This is a genomic window from Streptococcus sp. CP1998, from assembly GCF_041026655.1.
In the GTDB taxonomy this organism is placed as follows: Bacteria; Bacillota; Bacilli; order Lactobacillales; family Streptococcaceae; genus Streptococcus; species Streptococcus dentalis.
This window is the reverse complement of record NZ_CP163380.1, coordinates 683,510-700,309: the sequence shown is the minus strand read 5'-3', so window position 1 is coordinate 700,309 and position 16,800 is coordinate 683,510. Positions and strand designations below refer to the sequence as shown.

At 41.2% G+C, this 16,800-nt stretch carries 12 protein-coding genes and 3 pseudogenes; 1 reads left to right on the top strand and 14 read right to left on the bottom strand.

Going from position 1 to position 16,800, the window contains the following annotated elements:
- Nucleotides 1-38: 38 nt before the first annotated feature.
- The gene (locus AB4X21_RS03700; RefSeq protein ID WP_369088199.1) at nucleotides 39-890 is read right to left on the bottom strand and encodes a VOC family protein; all 852 of its coding nucleotides are present in this window, start codon (nucleotides 888-890) and stop codon (nucleotides 39-41) included.
- A 177-nt stretch (nucleotides 891-1,067) separates the two neighbouring features.
- On the opposite strand from AB4X21_RS03700, the gene AB4X21_RS03695 reads away from it, so the two are divergent.
- Nucleotides 1,068-1,763 (top strand): VIT family protein, encoded by a 696-nt coding sequence (locus AB4X21_RS03695; protein ID WP_003012100.1) that lies wholly within the window; start codon nucleotides 1,068-1,070, stop codon nucleotides 1,761-1,763.
- Between the two features lie 28 nt (nucleotides 1,764-1,791).
- On the opposite strand, the gene AB4X21_RS03690 is transcribed toward AB4X21_RS03695, so the two are convergent.
- The 13 genes and pseudogenes from AB4X21_RS03690 to AB4X21_RS03630 all read right to left on the bottom strand — a co-directional run bounded on the left by AB4X21_RS03690 (nucleotide 1,792) and on the right by AB4X21_RS03630 (nucleotide 16,753).
- A complete protein-coding gene (locus AB4X21_RS03690) occupies nucleotides 1,792-2,331 on the bottom strand; it encodes an NADPH-dependent FMN reductase (protein ID WP_045759196.1) in 540 nt (179 codons plus the stop codon).
- A 319-nt stretch (nucleotides 2,332-2,650) separates the two neighbouring features.
- Entirely contained in the window at nucleotides 2,651-3,634 is a 984-nt protein-coding gene (locus tag AB4X21_RS03685) for an Rpn family recombination-promoting nuclease/putative transposase (protein ID WP_155125546.1), read from the bottom strand.
- Between the two features lie 245 nt (nucleotides 3,635-3,879).
- On the bottom strand, nucleotides 3,880-4,803 hold the full coding sequence (locus AB4X21_RS03680; RefSeq protein WP_003006122.1) for an L-lactate dehydrogenase: 924 nt from the start codon (nucleotides 4,801-4,803) through the stop codon (nucleotides 3,880-3,882).
- A gap of 153 nt (nucleotides 4,804-4,956) precedes the next feature.
- Nucleotides 4,957-5,181, bottom strand: a pseudogene (locus AB4X21_RS03675) (hypothetical protein); the annotation flags it as partial.
- Nucleotides 5,182-5,183: 2 nt separating this feature from the next.
- Nucleotides 5,184-6,047: pseudogene (locus tag AB4X21_RS03670) on the bottom strand (Rpn family recombination-promoting nuclease/putative transposase).
- Between the two features lie 115 nt (nucleotides 6,048-6,162).
- Complete coding sequence (locus tag AB4X21_RS03665; protein WP_369088198.1) at nucleotides 6,163-7,764, bottom strand: type I restriction-modification system subunit M; 1,602 nt, start codon at nucleotides 7,762-7,764, stop codon at nucleotides 6,163-6,165.
- A gap of 21 nt (nucleotides 7,765-7,785) precedes the next feature.
- The gene (locus AB4X21_RS03660; protein WP_021144391.1) at nucleotides 7,786-8,079 is read right to left on the bottom strand and encodes a helix-turn-helix domain-containing protein; all 294 of its coding nucleotides are present in this window, start codon (nucleotides 8,077-8,079) and stop codon (nucleotides 7,786-7,788) included.
- Entirely contained in the window at nucleotides 8,069-8,377 is a 309-nt protein-coding gene (locus AB4X21_RS03655) for a type II toxin-antitoxin system RelE/ParE family toxin (protein WP_369088197.1), read from the bottom strand. The genes AB4X21_RS03660 and AB4X21_RS03655 overlap by 11 nt, the downstream gene beginning before the upstream one ends.
- A gap of 292 nt (nucleotides 8,378-8,669) precedes the next feature.
- Nucleotides 8,670-10,523, bottom strand: a complete 1,854-nt coding sequence (locus tag AB4X21_RS03650) for an AAA family ATPase (protein WP_369088196.1) — start codon at nucleotides 10,521-10,523, stop codon at nucleotides 8,670-8,672.
- Between the two features lie 9 nt (nucleotides 10,524-10,532).
- Nucleotides 10,533-11,744: a restriction endonuclease subunit S gene (locus tag AB4X21_RS03645; protein WP_369088195.1), complete on the bottom strand. Its 1,212-nt coding sequence runs from the start codon at nucleotides 11,742-11,744 to the stop codon at nucleotides 10,533-10,535.
- Nucleotides 11,728-12,942, bottom strand: coding sequence for a helix-turn-helix domain-containing protein (locus AB4X21_RS03640; RefSeq protein ID WP_369088194.1), 1,215 nt, complete (start codon nucleotides 12,940-12,942; stop codon nucleotides 11,728-11,730). The genes AB4X21_RS03645 and AB4X21_RS03640 overlap by 17 nt, the downstream gene beginning before the upstream one ends.
- Entirely contained in the window at nucleotides 12,936-13,751 is an 816-nt protein-coding gene (locus tag AB4X21_RS03635; RefSeq protein ID WP_369088193.1) for a hypothetical protein, read from the bottom strand. Before AB4X21_RS03635 ends, AB4X21_RS03640 begins: the two co-directional genes overlap by 7 nt.
- A 12-nt stretch (nucleotides 13,752-13,763) precedes the next feature.
- A pseudogene (locus tag AB4X21_RS03630) lies at nucleotides 13,764-16,753 on the bottom strand (type I restriction endonuclease subunit R).
- Nucleotides 16,754-16,800 lie beyond the last annotated feature (47 nt).

Sequence of the window (16,800 nt, the reverse complement as noted above, 5' to 3'; positions counted from 1 at the left end):
TTCTTAATTAGTTGGAGTTCTTTCCCACTCCCTTTTTATTATCCTTTTCTGACCCGTGTGACAATGCCATCAGGATCCTCAAAGGTAAAATCATTAGAGCTCAACCATTTGACAGGAGCTCCATTGGCTTTGGCCTTCTCTGCAATGGCCACCAAGTCTTCCTTCTTTTCGACTTCAACAACGTAATAGGCAAGTCCAGGAAATTCTGCTTTTCTCTTGTCCAAGTTTTTTCCACCCCACTCATTGACGGCTAAATGATGATGGTAGTCTCCTGAAGCGATCCAGCTGGCAGATGGAATGGTGAACTTATCAGATAGGTCCAAAACGGCTTGGTAGAAAGCAGTTGCTAAGTGGCTATCCTTGACTGATAAATGAATATGTCCCATTCGAGTACCGGATGCAATGACAAAAGGATTCATTTTACGACCCATGTCGTAAATTTCTTGTGCTGAGAGTTCCTCTGTCACCCCAATGATGCGGCCATCCTCTCGAATATCCCAGTCGGCAACAGGTTTATCTCTATAGAGTTCGATGCCATTTCCTTCTGGATCCTCCAGATAAAGAGCTTCACTATAGCCGTGGTCTGCTGCCCCAATAAACGGATAATTCAATTCCGCAATGTGTTTAAACACATCTGCTAGGTCCTCGCGAGACGGCAACAAAATGGCCATATGGTAGAGGCCATAACTAGACTTGACCGCTTCTTTACGATTAGTTTGAATCAGATGCACTAAGTCTTTTCCCCCTGCTCCCAAAATAACTTCGGTTTCCGTTTGGGTTCGGATTTCAAGTCCTATAATCTGTGTATAAAAGGCCGTCTGACGAGCTAAATCCTTAACATTTAGCACTGCTTCTGCGAGGTAAATCTCACTATTATATGCGTAAACCATTTTCTCCTCCTATATTGTAACTATATATGTTACATTATATCCTATTTAGGTGTAATGTCAAACGTTACACCTAGAATTTCCATTAAATTGTCGAACTTTTATCATTTGAGTTTAAATCCTTGCTTTCTTTTTGTAATTTATTTATAATCATTCTAAATAAGATGAAGGAGATATTGTATGACTGAAATGAAACATGGAGTAGATGAATCATTTAACGACCGCTTGAATATCTTGAGAGCCGCTGTTCTCGGGGCCAATGATGGGATTATTTCTATTGCTGGGGTGGTGATTGGGGTAGCCAGTGCCACACCAAACATCTGGATCATTTTCCTATCTGGCTTGTCGGCGATTCTGGCAGGTGCCTTTTCGATGGCGGGCGGTGAGTATGTCTCTGTTTCCACACAAAAAGACACGGAAGAAGCCGCTGTGAACCGCGAACAAGCCTTATTGGATCGCGATCCAAAGTTAGCGAGAGAATCTCTCTACCACGCTTACCTTCAAAATGGAGAATGCGAAACTTCCGCAAAGATTTTGACAGAACGGGCCTTTCTGAAACATCCACTCAAAGCCCTGGTCGAAGAGAAATATGGTATCGAATATGAGGAGTTTACCAATCCTTGGCATGCTGCTGCATCTAGCTTTCTTGCTTTTTCGGTTGGTTCCCTTCCTCCAATGCTCTCTATTATTCTCTTTCCAACTGCCTATCGCATCCCGGTGACGGTCTTCGTTGTTGGACTATCCTTGATCTTCACTGGCTATACCAGTGCAAAACTGGGAAAAGCACCAACCAAGCCAGCCATGCTTCGCAACCTCATCATTGGCCTTCTCACCATGGGTGTGACTTACTTCTTCGGACAACTCTTTAGTATCTAAAAAGCTGAGACTTCTGTCTCAGCTTTTCTTATGCTTCTAATAAGGCTTGTGCTTGTTTTTCCAGTCCTGCGACCGCTTCATCTGTCAAGACTAATTCACCTGTTTCCCAAGCTTCTGGGTTAACGGTTGTTCCAGTAAACTCTCCAACCACTTGAGTCCGAACGAAAGGCAAGAGCGCTTGGTAAGCCGCAAACATTGGTTCGTGTCCGGCATTGGCTACTGAAGAAACCGTTACGATCTTGTCTTGAAGGGCAGATGGACCACGAGTTTCTGATAGGTCAAGGGCACGGCTCAGCCAGTCGATCAGATTTTTCACCACGCCTGGAATGGCAAAGTTATAAACTGGCGAGAAAATCCAGATGGCATCTGCAGCAAGAACTGCATCACGCGCTGCTTGTACAGCTGGCAAGGTTGGTGTTTCCAAATCTTGGTTCATCATTGGAATGTCTTTGTAGTCCAAGTAAGTCACCGTTGCTTTTCCTTCCAGAAGGCTTTCTGCTTTCTTAGCCATTTGGTGGTTAAAAGATCCTTGACGAAGAGATCCGACGATAAATAAAATGTTTTTCATAGTTGTTTTCTCTTTCTGTTGTAAGTTTTTTTGTTACAATAGCTATTATACACGATCATAATGTAGTGTCAAGGATTACAACTCGGACATTTTAAACTTTTATTTCATTTCACTAAGGGAGGGCCAAGAGGAGTGAGAAAAAAAGGTTAGACAAAAGTGTCCAACCTTCAATAAATCATAACCGTATAAATCTGTAGAGGATCACCATCCAATAAAAACGAGCCCTAGACGATCTTTACAATCCATTTTAGAACTACTTTTTTCTCAGCAAGGTAATTCTCAAAGTTTCTTTGTTCCTCAAATTCTGTTCTCGCTACTACTACTCGTTAGACGAATCAGTAGCCAACATTTTTTTGATGGATTCGCAGGATAAATCTGTCATTTCAGCCATCATCTCGATACTCATCCCCTTCAAAGATAGTTTTTGTATCAGAGACTGCTGACCAGCTTGAACTCCCAGCTCCATGCCTTCTTGTCTGCCTTGTTCCAATCCCTGTTCGAGACCTTGTTCGAGACCTTTTTTCAACCCTTTCTGAAAACCGGCTTCCAGTTGTTCTTTCCGAAAGGTATCCATGCTCATTTCCCAATTTTCTCTGATACGAATCCGTTCATCAATCATTTCTTTTTCCTCCCTTGTCCAATTTGATGGGATCAGGAGTGATTCTGCCAGCTCGATCACTTGATCTGGTTGATGACTGAATGGGCGATTGCCAAAAAATTCAAGCCATTGTCTCCAGTGAGCATTCAACTCCGTATCTCTACTTTCATTATACTTATCCAACTCTAAAAAGGCAACCTTTAACATATTGTGCGCTACTCCATCCTTTCGAGAGCTATAAAGGGGTGTCCCATCTACTGTATGGCGCATTTCATAGACATTGACGGGTGAATCTAAGTGAGGAAAAATACTTCGCTCCAGGATAGCGATCCCATAGACCGGCTCCAGCTCCTGGTACATAGAATGGGTTGCCCCTTTCTTTCGCTTGCGTTGGACATTTTCTACCAGTTGATTGGCTAAATAATAGTGGAAACGATTCAAGAAATACTCTTGCTTCAAAACTTGAATCTCAATGATCACTTCAAGCCCACTATCTAGTCTTGCTCTCACATCAACGGATGTTTCAAAAGGAAGATCTCCTAAAAACCCTTGCTCATGTATCTGGTCTCCTTCTAAAATCTCAACGGACTCTACTGGCAGATCCAATACTTCGCGGATGAATTTCGCTGTCACATCCGGCAGACTAAAAATCTTTTTCGCCATTAAATCCAAGGTGGGCGATACATACTCGTGTCGTTTTTTCATAGCAACCTCCAATGATTTCGTATAGGGAATCCCCTCACTTATACCATTCGAAAAAATTGCAGATAAAAGGGAGTGGGAAAGAACTCTGACTAGTTAAAAAGAGTTCGTTTTCCCACCCCCGCACAGTTGAGTAGGGCTGTAAAAGCTGATGAAATCAGCGTAGTAGAGCCCACTCAACTACTGCGTCTTGCTCGACAATCCAAAAATAATTGAGAGGCTAGGACTTTTGTCCCAGCCTCTTGCTTTTATGCATGCTCCAATCCTTTTCGTGTATTTTCTTTGATGGTTTCAGCTGAATGGAGCAATTTTTCTTTTTCTTCTTCTGTCAAATGCAAATCCAATCGTTCAAGAATTCCTTTTCGACCCACGATCGCTGGGTAGCCAAGATAGGTTCCATATTCTGGACGATAGTTAGACACTGGCATTTCCTCGTGGCTATCATTGATCACAGCTTCTGCTAAGCGTTGGGCTGCTGCTGCAATCCCAAAATTAGTATAGAATTTGCCAAAGAAAACCGTGTGGCCACCGCGCAAGGACTCGTAGTTGATAGCATCAAGCTCTTCTTGAGAGAAGAGATCGGTAATAGCATGTCCCTTAACACGGACCTGACTCCAAGCGACAAATTGAGAATTTCCGTGCTCACCGAGGTTGTAACCTGATACACTAGCAGGAGAAACCTGCAAACGATCAGCGACTGCACGCTTCATCCGAGCTGTATCCAATAAAGTCCCTGTCCCAATCACCTGCTCTTTTGGAAGGCCGGTATATTGTTGATAGAGTTGAGTGACAGCATCGACCGGATTGGTCACTACCAATAAGACCCCGCTAAAGCCAGAAGCCTTCAAATCACGCGCTACTTGCACCACTTGCTTGCTGGAAAAGGGAAGCTCTGCAAAACGGTCATCAGTGTTATTAGCCTGCAACTCGATATTTCCAAGAGTCGACACCACCACATCCGCATCTTTTAAAGCCGCATAGTCATTGACCGTGATATGCACCGGATAACCTGTATTGGCAACCGTATCACAGAAATCCAAGGCATCTGCCTTGACCTTTTTCTCATTGGTATCAATCAAGACCAAGTGATCACAGGTGTGTTTCAAAATCATACTGTGGGCCAAGGTCGCACCCACATGCCCCAAACCAATAATACCAATTTTTCTTGTCATCAGAATCCTCTTTTCTAGTATCGATCACACTGTTGGTGAGGATAGCTCTTTGTTGACTCTATTCTACAACAATTCTAGAAAGGCGGATTGAAAAAATGAGAAAATTTTCAAGTTTTTTCAAAAAAGAAAAGAGGCACTGCCTCTTTTAACGACTCAGGAAAGAAGAGTCTCAATCTCTTCAAGCGACAAACCTGTCATCTCTGATATCAGATCAGGTGTCATTCCTCGTGAGACCATTTCGCATACCAACTGTTTACGACCTTGTTCCAGACCTTCTTCGCGTGCTTCGTCTATCGCTGTCTCCAGGGTCATATCATAATTTTCTTGAATACGAATACGCTCGTCTATCATGGTCTTCTCCTCCTTGGTCCAGCTAGATCTTACGCTAACATAGATTTGATCTCTTCAAGCGACAAACCCGTCATCTCCGATATAAGATCAGGCGTCATTCCTCGTGAGACCATCTCGCATACCAACTGTTTACGACCTTCTTCGCGCGCTTCGTCTATAGCCGTCTCCAGGGTCATATCATAATTTTCTTGAATACGAATACGCTCGTCTATCATGGTCTTCTCCTCCTTGGTCCAGCTAGATGAATCTAATAATGAATCTGCGTGGGCAACGGCCTGACTGGGAGCTTTTGTAAAGGGAAGATTCCCAAAAAATTCCAGCCACTGTCTGCCTGCATCTGTCAGGTTCTCATCTTTATTATACTTGTCTAGCTCTAAAAAGGCAACCTGCAGAAGATTTTGGTGCTTGCCATTTTTATAATAAGCCTTGAGTTGCTTGCCAGACCGGCTATTGGTCAGCCAGTATTTGTTGATGGCGGCCTCTTCGTCCAGTAAGAGCGACTTCTCCAAAATCGCAATTCCATAGACGGGCTCCATCTGCTCGTACATCTTATGTGTCTGTCCTTACTGGCGCAGTTTTTGCACATTCTCCACCAGTTGATTGGCCAAATAGTAATGGAACCGATTCAAGAAATACTGCTGCTTGCGAATCTGGATCTCGATGATCACCTCGGTCCCATCATGGAGCTTGGCTCTCACATCCACCGCAGTGGAGAACAAGTCATCCTCCTCATAGGCCATGCTGTGGGGCTGGCTTCCCTCCACAATCTGAGCGTCCGCCACATCCAGCTCCAAAATATCTCGAATAAAAGCCGTCGTCACTTCCGGCAAACTAAAAATCTTCTTGGCCATGATATCCAAGGTCGGCGATACATGCGCGTGTCTTTTTTGCATCCCTGCTCCTTTTCGATAAAAAATAGAGGGAAGGTCCCTCTACTTCTATTATTCGAAAAAAATTTGGGAAATAGCGAATAATGTACCCTTTACCTAATCCCTATCTTCTCACACCCTAACCCTTAAACTCTTGGACAAATTTCTTGAGTTCGGCATCGGCTTCTGGTGTCGTTCCATGAAGCTGGCTGAGCATGTCTAGAAGAGAAGCTGTCTGGGTCTCAATCGTCGCATTGGTTTGGTTGATCTTAGCCACGATCTCTGTCAATGGCTCTACTTCTTCTTCCTCAAAGGTGTCCACATAACGTGGGATATTGAGGTTGTAGTCATTCTCGACGATCTCCTCAAAGCTAGCCAGATGGGCAAACTTATCCATATCCTCTCTACTCTTATAAGCCTGGAGGATCTTCTCGATATGAGCATCCGTCATGATGTTCTGGTTCTTGCCCTTGTCAAATTCCTTAGAAGCATCGATAAAGTAGACGTCCCGATTGGTCCGGTTCTTTTTGAGAATGATCACCGTCGTTGGGATGCTGGTATTGAAGAAGATATTTGCAGGAAGACCGATGACGGTATCAATGGCCCCTTCTTCTAGCAAGGCCTTGCGAATGGTTCCTTCCGCATTGCCACGGAAAAGGACCCCGTGAGGAAGAACGATAGCCATCACACCATTGTCTAGTTTCAAGTGATAGTAACCGTGCAAGAGAAAGGCGAAGTCTGCCTTGGACTGAGGCGCCAACTTGCCAAATGGGGAGAAGCGTGGATCTTGGAGGAAACCAGAGCTTGCAGACCACTTGGCTGAGTATGGTGGGTTCATGAGGACCCCATCAAAGTTGGTCGGTTCCTGAGTCGGCCAGTCTTCATCCAGCGTATCGGCATTGTGCAAGAACTGGTTTTCCACCGGGACCCCGTGTAGGATCATGTTCATCCGGGCCAGGTTATAGGTAGAGGTATTGAGCTCCTGGCCAAAGTATTGGACGGTTTGAGGCTGGTGAGAAAACTTCTTGGCATTGAGCAAGAGCGAGCCCGATCCCATGGTGGCATCGTAGAGGGTAAAGCCCTGCTCGTCTTCACGCCCTAAAAAGGCAATCTGAGTCATGAGCTTGGCTACAGGCTGGGGCGTATAGAACTCTCCTGCCTTTTTACCAGAGTCGGTCGCAAACTGACCGATCAAGTACTCATAGGCATCTCCAAGCATATCACCCGCATGACCTGCCACGTCCAGCACTGCCAATTCTTTCATAACGGCAGCCACTAGCTGGTTTTGCTTTTGAGGAGTGGCCCCTAGCTTTTTGGAGTAGAGATCAATGTCCTCAAAGAGATTCTCATAGAGGTCATCACTTTGCTCGATGTCTCGGAAGCCTTGAGCTAGATCTTCCAGCTGGAAGGTTCCTTCATTGACCCGGTCCACCAAGGCCGTAAAGGTCAAGTCTGGCTTGATGACATAGTTAAGCTCATCGGTGATGACGGTGATTAGATCCTCTTGAGAGTCTGGATCCTCATAGTAGGTTCGGTAAAGCGCCAAGGCTTCATCCAGACTCTCTGTCTCTTTCTCCATGGTCTCCGCCACGAAGAAGAGCAACTTATCTGAGAGATACTTGTAAAAGATCATCCCCAATAGATAAGACTTATAGTCATTGGCATCCATCTTAGAGCGGAGTACGTCCGCTGAGTTCCACAGGGCTTGGTAGAGCGACTGGGAGGTTTGTGTTGTTTCCATAGTAATTCTTTCTGATTTCGTTTAGACCTTTTCTTGTTCCAGTGGAACGACAGCGAGGGTCTTGCCCAGACTGGCTAAGACTTTCAAGACCGTGTCCAATTGAGGACTGGTCTTTCCTGTCTCCATCCGAGCGATGACCGGTTGACTGACCCCACTGAGTTCTTCTAGTTTCTTTTGGCTAATGCCCTTTTCATGCCGAGCCTCGATCAGCTCAGTCATAATCGCGACCCGCAAATCGCTTTCCAGGATTTCTTCCTTGGTGAAGAGCTCTGCTCTCACATCTTTCCAATTGCTGCCGATGGCACTATTCTTCATCTCTTAGCCCTCTTTCCTTCAAATCTTGCAACTCCCGCTTGGCTTTCTCGATCTCTCGTCTAGGTGTCTTTTGCGTCTTTTTGACAAAATGATGCAGTAAGACAAAGCTCCCATCCAGCCAAGCCACGAATAAAATCCGATCCCTCAAGGGTCTCAACTCCCAGATCTCCGCATCCAGATGCTTGATGTAGGGTTGGCCAGCACGTGTTCCCTGCTGGCTCAACAGTTCAATATAGTCGTTGAGCTTGTTGAGTTTGATCCGGCTGTCCTTGTTATCGCGACGAGCTAACTCCCTCATGTAGTCCAAGACTGGTTGATTCCCCTATTTGTCCTTATAAAAATAAATTTCGTGCACTAAGCAACCTCTTTTCGAATTCATTATAACTCTAAAGTTATTAAAAGTAAATACTTTTAAGTTATTAAATACTAAGGAGCACCCTTTGAAAGGATCAAAGAGGCTCACTTATATTATTCGAAAAAGGATATGCTTAAGGATGCTGATAAGGGGCATTTTTGAAGGTTAGATAAACATATCTTGTAAGAGTTTCTTTTTGAGTGTTTAAGGTGAGGATTATAATAAACTAACACCCTTAATTATTATTAAGCAAAGTTACAAGTTCACCAAAATATTTGTTTCTCAATAAATTTTGTAACTCGGGATTTATTGTAATCCTATTTATTGACTTATTTTTAAAGTCGCGAGTGATTAGATTATCCCCTAGTTTATTGATAATCTCATTTTTTAAGTTACAAACCTTTAAAATTGATGCAAAATTTGGTGAAACTATACTTTTATCAACAATAGAAGTTATATTTTCAACTGTTGAAGTTACATTAAATCTGGTTACTAAACTTTCTAAAAATTCTTGAGCACCACGTTTAGTTGGTTTATTCTCCTCTATAAAATGACTTTCCATAAATTCATCAAGTTTCTTTTTTAAGGCGATACTTACTATCTTATCTTTATTTTCTATACACAAACTTTTAATAGCTTCTTGGAATTTATTTAATTTTAGTTCTTTATCCTGATCATCAGATGCCAAAACTGACTTTACTACTGCTTCATCCACTAGAAGCATCTCTATCTCATTAAAAGGAAGTACAAAAATATTTTTCTTTTTATATTTTGCAATTTTCTCCTCATCCATCCAATCATAATCAATAATTCCATATGCTTTATTTCCATGCATTTTGTTTAAATTATTATAAGCCTTAGTATGCTGGATGACTTGTTTATGCCCTTGTACTGGTTTTACAAAGCAAAATTTACTGAATAGTTTAGAATAGATTTTATAATCTATACTAGTTTTAGTACCCTCACAAAATAGTATTGGTTTCCTTGTACCAGAAACTTCTGTTAATAAGGGTAAAGGAAATTCTTGAGAATCTTCCAATCGTTCATAATCTAGGTCATAAGGTGCTTCAAATTTCTTACACCACACATAAGTAGCATTTGATCTTGATTGAACAAAGTCCATATTATGTGAAGCAAAAATAAATTGACAATCCTGTCTCTCTGATATTAGCAAATCCCATAATTCATTATAGACAGCAGCATTAAGGAATGTTTCTGGTTCATCAACCACAATATAGCTATTTTCTGGAGCAAGAAGAACATTACCAATATAAAATAATGCACAGCGTTCACCATCACTAAGCCCATTTATACTATATTTAGCCCCATTTCTTATAACTTCTAAAACTCTATCATTAGTTTCAGGATAAAATGTTATTTCTGGAAAAATTTGATTCCATACTTGTTCCACTCTGTCCAATAAAGCAACTGACACCCCCTCTACTCCCCTAGAATTATCAGTCGCTATTTTTGCATAATCTTTTACCAACAGAGTTATTAATTTAGTAAAAGTACCCGAAAAACTATCTTCAATCTTATGAGTCTGTATGTCAATCGTGTCATATTTAATTTCTACGTTTTTTAAATTTGCTATATATTGTTCTTTATTGATACTATCACGACCAAAAGTATTAAGCACAAAATATAATATTTTTTGAGCAGGCAAAACATACATCTCATCTATACTATTCTTTCTTAATTCATTAATAAGACTTGACTTCCCTGCTCCATTAGCTCCTATAATAACAGTAGTAGAATCTATTTTAGCAATAAAAGAGAAAAGTTTAATAACTTTGAAATTATACAAAATTTGAGGAAATATAGAATCATACAGATAAATTTCACCACCAAAACAATTGTAGATGCTTTCTAACAAATTATCACGTAATGTTTTGTACCTTACCGTTACATCATTAGAGAAAACTTCTTCATTTAGCTCGTCATTTATAAAAGAAATCAGTTCAGATAGATAATTATCTACTCTACTATATAGATCTTTTTCATGATCAGCTATCTGACTCAAGTTATCTTGAAGTCTTTCTCTTTCAGATTTTAACTTTTCAATTAAATCTGTTTTAGAACTATACATAACTCCCCCTTAAATAAACATATCTTGTAAGAGTTTCTTTTTGAGTGTTTCTAACTGCGAAATTTTTTCTTGGTAAGAGTTGATGAGGTTATCTAGGTTTGAGAAATAGGCACCGATGGCTTGTTGTTCTTCATATTTTGGTAAATACAACTCATATTCCCCATATTCCTTCCCATTAACTCCTGGTTGTCCCGATCTTTGAGAAGTTACTTTTACATACTGTGTAAATCTATTAGTCAATGTATTTTGAAAAATAAACTTTGAATCATATTTTTCTTTTATTCGAGCACGAATCAAGAAACCGGCAAAATAAACTTTACCATCTTTCATATCATAAAGATACGTTTTCCCAACGCTAGCACCAGTACGAGCAAATAATATATCTTTCTCGCACAATAGATAGTTGTCGCATTCACTTACGTTAATATCTGGAGATGTTAGACTATCTTCTTTAAATTTACGAGAAACATCATCAATATCAGTAATACGAATATATTTATTTTCTCCATCAAATTCCTTAGCTGAGGCATTTAATCCGTATTCGATGCTCTCAGTTACATCTTTAAGCTTCACTTTTTTCCACTCACCTTCAAATCCATCCAAACGAATCTCTGGAACTGTCTGTCCAGCTTTGGGGAACATCTTGGAGAGCATGGTCTCCTTGAGGGATTGGTAGTTAGCAAGATTGTCCTTGTAGCTAGCAAGAAGGTTGTCGAGGTTACGGAAAAGAGAGCCAATGGCGGATTGTTCATCAAAGTTAGGAAGTGAAACCCTTCTTTCTTCCATCATAGTTTTTGTAATATGAACCATCGTACTGCCGTTAGTATTTTGTTGAATTTTATTCTTATCACTCTCTAACCAGATATTTAAATAATCTTGATTAATTTCCGTTCTATCAAATTCAAGTTTCCAAATATGATAATGATAAATTGCCTTTTCTTCGGTCCATATTTCAGGTCCAAAATTTGTAGCCCATAAATATAACAAATCACCTTTATTTACATACTTATTCTCTTCAAGCTCTAAGTTTGAATAATACCATTTGCTATTTGTATTAAAATTTCCAACTCTGAGAACTTTATACTTTCCTTCATCTAATAATTCTTCCTGTTTATATGCACGACCATTTAACAAAGAAATATGACGTCCTATTGTGCTATCTAGCCACTCATCTTCAAAATTTTGAAACCTAATTTTTGGAGCATTACTTTGTTTTTTCATATACCTTCTTTTCCCTATACTCATTTAAGATATTTTTTACAACTTTGGTTACTGCTATTTCTTCTTTGTCCCATTTACTATGTTGCTCATTCCCTTCATAGTTGTAATCTAAACAAACCTTCTCACTTTCCTTTTTTATTTTCTCAAGAATATCAGATTTATTTTCTTCAATATATTCTTCAATAACATTTCTTTCTTCATCGTCATAAAAAACAGGAATTAGACTCAAATGCCTTCTCCATGCTTCACCATCTTGTTGCATTAATTCTTTTAACAAATACATCAATTCTATTTCGACAGAGTTAGATAAATAATAGTAATACATAGATGGAAACTTTATATCGTTTATCCTGTCGAATAATTTTAAAAAATTATACTTTGGTTGAACAGATATCCCCCTATATTCGTCAATATAATGTGAACTGAATTCCAACAAAATTGTTTGGTGGTATTTTAGACGTAAAATCTGCCATGTAGTTCTTGCGTTGGGATGGATGAGTGCATAAACTGGAGCTTTTAGTTCATCGTTCTGTGGATCATCAACTAATTCCATAGTATATTCAGGAAATTTCTCATAGTACCAAGAACGAGTTTCATAATTCCCCTTCATCTCAATCCAATGATCGTGGTCAGTTATATAGTTAATAACACGTTCCTTAGGGAAAGGAGTTAATCCAAATCTAAATTCGAATAGTTTTTCAATATCACCTATTTCTGCCTGACTATTAATTGCAGTATTCTTAGAGCCTTTTCGAACATAAATTCGATTTTCTCTAACTTTACCATAGCTTTTAGTTATGTAGTATGGTACCCTATTTGATTTTTTTATAATTAAAACATCTAAATCTCCATTATTAATAGTTCGAAATTCAACTGTAGGAATCATGTCTCCAGCCCAAGTTAAATTTTGTAAAAAATCCTGATAATTTTCTTGTGTCCACTTATTAGAAAATTGCTTAACTCCTGTTATTTTAACAGGTTTATCTTGAATACCCATGATAATGTATGCGTCACGATTACTTAAATTATTTGCCATACAAATAATATCATGGAGAAGGTCGTTCTTCTTTTTATTTTTTTCTTCTTTACTTTGACCTTCGAAGAAATATGGTTTTTCTTTAAAATCCCAATATTCCCCTTCCACTCCAAGATAAAATAATTCCCTTACGATTTCATCTAATTGATCATTTGTTAACAATTATAATTACTCCCTATAAACTTTAATACCTTTTTTGAAAATCCTGATTTAAAGCGTTTCCTATACTTAAGATAACTATAATTTTCGAGCACATATTTTTCACTGTAATTTGGAACAAATACATGAAAACTATTTTCAAAATTTTCCTTGTCAAAAAATAAAATCCTATTTCCTACCGGCATCTTGTCATCTATATCTAAAAAGATTGCTTCAACTTCATAATAGCAACACTCGAAAATTCCTTTGCTAATATAGTTTTCGATAATTCCACAGACAATATTTTCAAAATATGACTGCCCATTATTAAACTTATCATTGCAATTTGCTCGACTAAATTGTTGATATATATTGTCAATGTTATTTTTATCAAAAAAATGAATATTATTCTTTATAGAAGTACTCTCAAAAAGAAATTTTTTAAATTGTTTCCCCAAAAGGTGCCCCCTATGGACAACATTGTTATGAGGTATACCTTCATTTGTTGTATAGTAATCTGATATATCTTCTTTTAATAAAACCCGCCTTGGAATTTTTACCTTCCAACCAACATATCTATTTTTTCTTTGTAAATTGTCTCTATCTCTTCTGTAGTAATTAAGTTTAATTTCTTTATTAATATCAATAGGGTGAAAACCTTCAGGATTGTTTAGAAATTCAATTTTATCGATTAGACGAGGGATTTTAGGTGTTAATTCATAATAGTTTCCATTTGACCAGATGCACCCTAAAATATCTGAAAACTGTCGCAGAGAAATTAACTCATTTTTATTTCTTATCCCAAGTCTTTTAAAAACTTCCGTTTCTTTCATTGTGACTCTCTCCTACCTCCCCACTCTTAGCGGTTCAATCACCTCTTCGATCAATTGGGTATAGGCTTCTTTGATTTGTTTTTTGTAGCTGAGTGGGTTAAGGGCGTCTGCTACTTCTGCCTTGTAGTCTTTGTAGCGTTGGCTCTTGGTCAGTTGGCTTTCGCCGGCTTGTTTTTTGGCGCCTTTGCGGTAGTGTTGGATATAATAGCGGAGTTCCTCGGCTCCGATATACCAGCGTTTAGCAAAGCTTACGATATGGCTATCGATGACAGATTCGATCATCTGGTCCAAGACTCCGGTGATGGATTGTCCTCGGTAACGTTCGGGCTCTTCTTGGACTTGGGTCCAAAGGTTTTGGATGATCTCCGCTAGGCTTGGATTGGTCCGGTTCAGGCTCTCGATATAGCTATCCACGGTTGCGATATCCTTGTCACTCAGGCTTTGCTCGTCATTTTCCTCCTGCTGGATCATACTCTGGATCAGCATCAGGATATAAGCATAGTTGATCTCATCGACTTGGACAGACTCCAGTTCATAGTGGATGTCCAGCTCGTCCTCGCTGCCCACTTCTGGATCCCTGCTCTTGATCTCCGCCAGGATATTTTGATAGAGGCCTAGATAGGCTTCGAGCTGGCTGTCGCTGAGGCCTGTTTCCAGATAGATCTCTTCCTTATCATACTCCGAGTAGACGCGGATCGAGGCTTGGTACTTGTCAAAGACCTGATAGGCTTTGGCGACCTTGCGGAGCTGGGCTGTTGGAGCCTGCTCGAGGGCGACTCCTTCTTCTTCCAAGTCTGTGACTTGGCCTTTAAACTCTGCCCAGGCTTTTAAGAAGTTGCGCTTTTCTTCTTCCCATCTTGGTGCTAGGACCTCATTTTCTCCTCCATTAGAGTAGAGCTTGAGGGCATTGTCGACGGCTTCCTTAAAGGCTTGAGGACGCTGGAAGGTGATGATATGACCGAAGTGCTTCTTGTCATCAAAGATCCGATTGGTCCGACTAAAGGCCTGGATCAAGTCCTGTGGGCGCATAGGCTTGCGATCGATAAAGAGGGTAGAAAGACAAGGTGCATCAAAGCCTGTCAAAAGACGGTCGACCACGATGACCAGGTCCAACTGCTCATTGCGGTAGAGGTACTTGTCCTGCTTTCTAGCCAGGCGATTATTGACATCACTATTAAAGCCCCGCAGATCCGCTAGGCTAAAATGGGTACCAAACTCTTGATTGTAGTCCTCCATGACCTGCTTCATGTGGTCTTGGTAGCCGATGGATTCTTCCTCATTTTCAGATACTGAGTAGGTGATGGTAAACTTTGGAAAATCTGGTAGGTATTGTTTGACCCGCTCAGAAACCTTGACCCGTTCCTTGCCAGCGAGGATGCTCTTGAGCAAATTATAATAGGCCTGAGCTCTTGGGATAGACTTGACCGTCAAGATCGCCTCATAGCTCTTTCCGACCCCTTTAGGGATATTGAGCTGTTGCTGGCTCTTATTGAGGATACTAGGACCTCTAGCATGTGCTCCTTGTCCTCATAGGCCTGATCTGGGATCTCTTCTTCTAGGAGATCGGAGATGATGGTATTGCGGTAGTCTACCTTAAAACCTAGAACCGCCCCATCATGGATGGCTTCCTTGACCGTGTATTCATGTAGGCGATCGCCATACTGTTGGTGGGTGGTCTGAGCCAGATCTCCCACTTGTTTGCGTTTGTTTTCCTTAAAGATCGGAGTTCCTGTAAAGCCGTACCAGAGAGAGTTCTTGAAGTAGGCCTTGATCTCCTTTTGCGTCTGTGGTGTGACCGCCCGGTGGCACTCATCCACGACAAAGGCCACGCGCAACTCCTTGATCTTCCCAGCATCTCGCTGGTACTTCCCTTCTTCGAACTTACGCATCATGGTCGTAATTTTCTGGATGGTCGTGACCACCACGCGCTTGTCATTGCCCCCTAGGCGCTTGACCAGTTCATGGGTATTGTCCGTCTCGTCGATATCGATGACATCATTGGCCGCATAAGAGAGGAAGGACGAGGTCGTCTGCTGATCCAGATCTCTGCGGTCGACGACAAAGATGGTCTTTTGGATCGCTGGGATCTGCAAGAGATTGCGCGCTACCTTGTAAGAGGTCAGGGTCTTGCCTGATCCGGTCGTATGCCAGATATAGCCCGACTCTTGGCGACGAGAGGCTTCCTGTACAGCCTCAATGGCATGAATCTGGTAAGGACGCAGGAGGATGAGGGCTTTCTTGCTATCGTCGATGACTGAGTACTGCATGACCATCTGGTGGGCCCGAGGGATGGAGAGGACCTCATGGGCAAAGCTGTTGAGATCGATCATGGGCTGGTTATCCTTGTCCACCCACTTGGTCAGGAATTGCTTATTTAGCTTGCTTTCACGCGCTGCAGCGATGTAGCGTGTGTCGACTTTATTGGTCACGACAAACATCTGCAAGCTGGAGTAAATCCCCCGGAACTTGCCTTCACGGTCGTACTTTTTGATCTGATGAAAGGCATCTAGAAAAGCCACTCGTGGACTCTTGAGTTCGATATGGATGAGGGGCAGGCCATTGATCAAAAGGGTCGTATCGAGCCGTCGATCCTGGTCTAGCGGATAGGCCTTGTCGCGTTCGACTTGGTTGACCACTTCGTAGCTCGACTTCCCAGCCGCGATATTGTCCCGCCAGATGACTGCCAAGCGGATCGTCCCTAGACTGGCATCCTCACGTTGGACTTCTACCTTGGCGATACCATTTTCACCCGCAAGCCACTTGGCTGCTTCATAATAGCTGACAAAGTTGAGCTGGTTCTTGATCTGGCGCTTTTCCTGGTCAGTCAAGGGATGGTCCGCCAGCACGGCGACATTGTTTTGCGCTAGCTTATCAAAAAAATTGTCCCATAACTGGTCTTCATTCTTGAGATCCTCGCGGTAGGTCCACTGACTCTCTCCTGATGTCAATTGTTGGATCAACTGTCTTTCAATCTCAAGTTCTGGAGTTGCTACTGCCTTCATCCGTCTATCCTTTTCCTGTACATAATCTCCTATTATTATAGCATGTT

Excerpts from the sequence above, each read along its gene's own strand:
- AB4X21_RS03695 (WP_003012100.1), top strand. The coding sequence starts at position 1,068 with ATGACTGAAATGAAACATGGAGTAGATGAATCATTTAACGACCGCTTG.
- AB4X21_RS03655 (WP_369088197.1), bottom strand. The coding sequence starts at position 8,377 with ATGAGGGAGTTAGCTCGTCGCGATAACAAGGACAGCCGGATCAAACTC.
- AB4X21_RS03700 (WP_369088199.1), bottom strand. The coding sequence starts at position 890 with ATGGTTTACGCATATAATAGTGAGATTTACCTCGCAGAAGCAGTGCTA.
- AB4X21_RS03645 (WP_369088195.1), bottom strand. The coding sequence starts at position 11,744 with ATGAAAAAACAAAGTAATGCTCCAAAAATTAGGTTTCAAAATTTTGAA.
- AB4X21_RS03650 (WP_369088196.1), bottom strand. The coding sequence starts at position 10,523 with ATGTATAGTTCTAAAACAGATTTAATTGAAAAGTTAAAATCTGAAAGA.
- AB4X21_RS03690 (WP_045759196.1), bottom strand. The coding sequence starts at position 2,331 with ATGAAAAACATTTTATTTATCGTCGGATCTCTTCGTCAAGGATCTTTT.
- AB4X21_RS03635 (WP_369088193.1), bottom strand. The coding sequence starts at position 13,751 with ATGAAAGAAACGGAAGTTTTTAAAAGACTTGGGATAAGAAATAAAAAT.
- AB4X21_RS03685 (WP_155125546.1), bottom strand. The coding sequence starts at position 3,634 with ATGAAAAAACGACACGAGTATGTATCGCCCACCTTGGATTTAATGGCG.
- AB4X21_RS03680 (WP_003006122.1), bottom strand. The coding sequence starts at position 4,803 with ATGACAAGAAAAATTGGTATTATTGGTTTGGGGCATGTGGGTGCGACC.
- AB4X21_RS03665 (WP_369088198.1), bottom strand. The coding sequence starts at position 7,764 with ATGGAAACAACACAAACCTCCCAGTCGCTCTACCAAGCCCTGTGGAAC.
- AB4X21_RS03660 (WP_021144391.1), bottom strand. The coding sequence starts at position 8,079 with ATGAAGAATAGTGCCATCGGCAGCAATTGGAAAGATGTGAGAGCAGAG.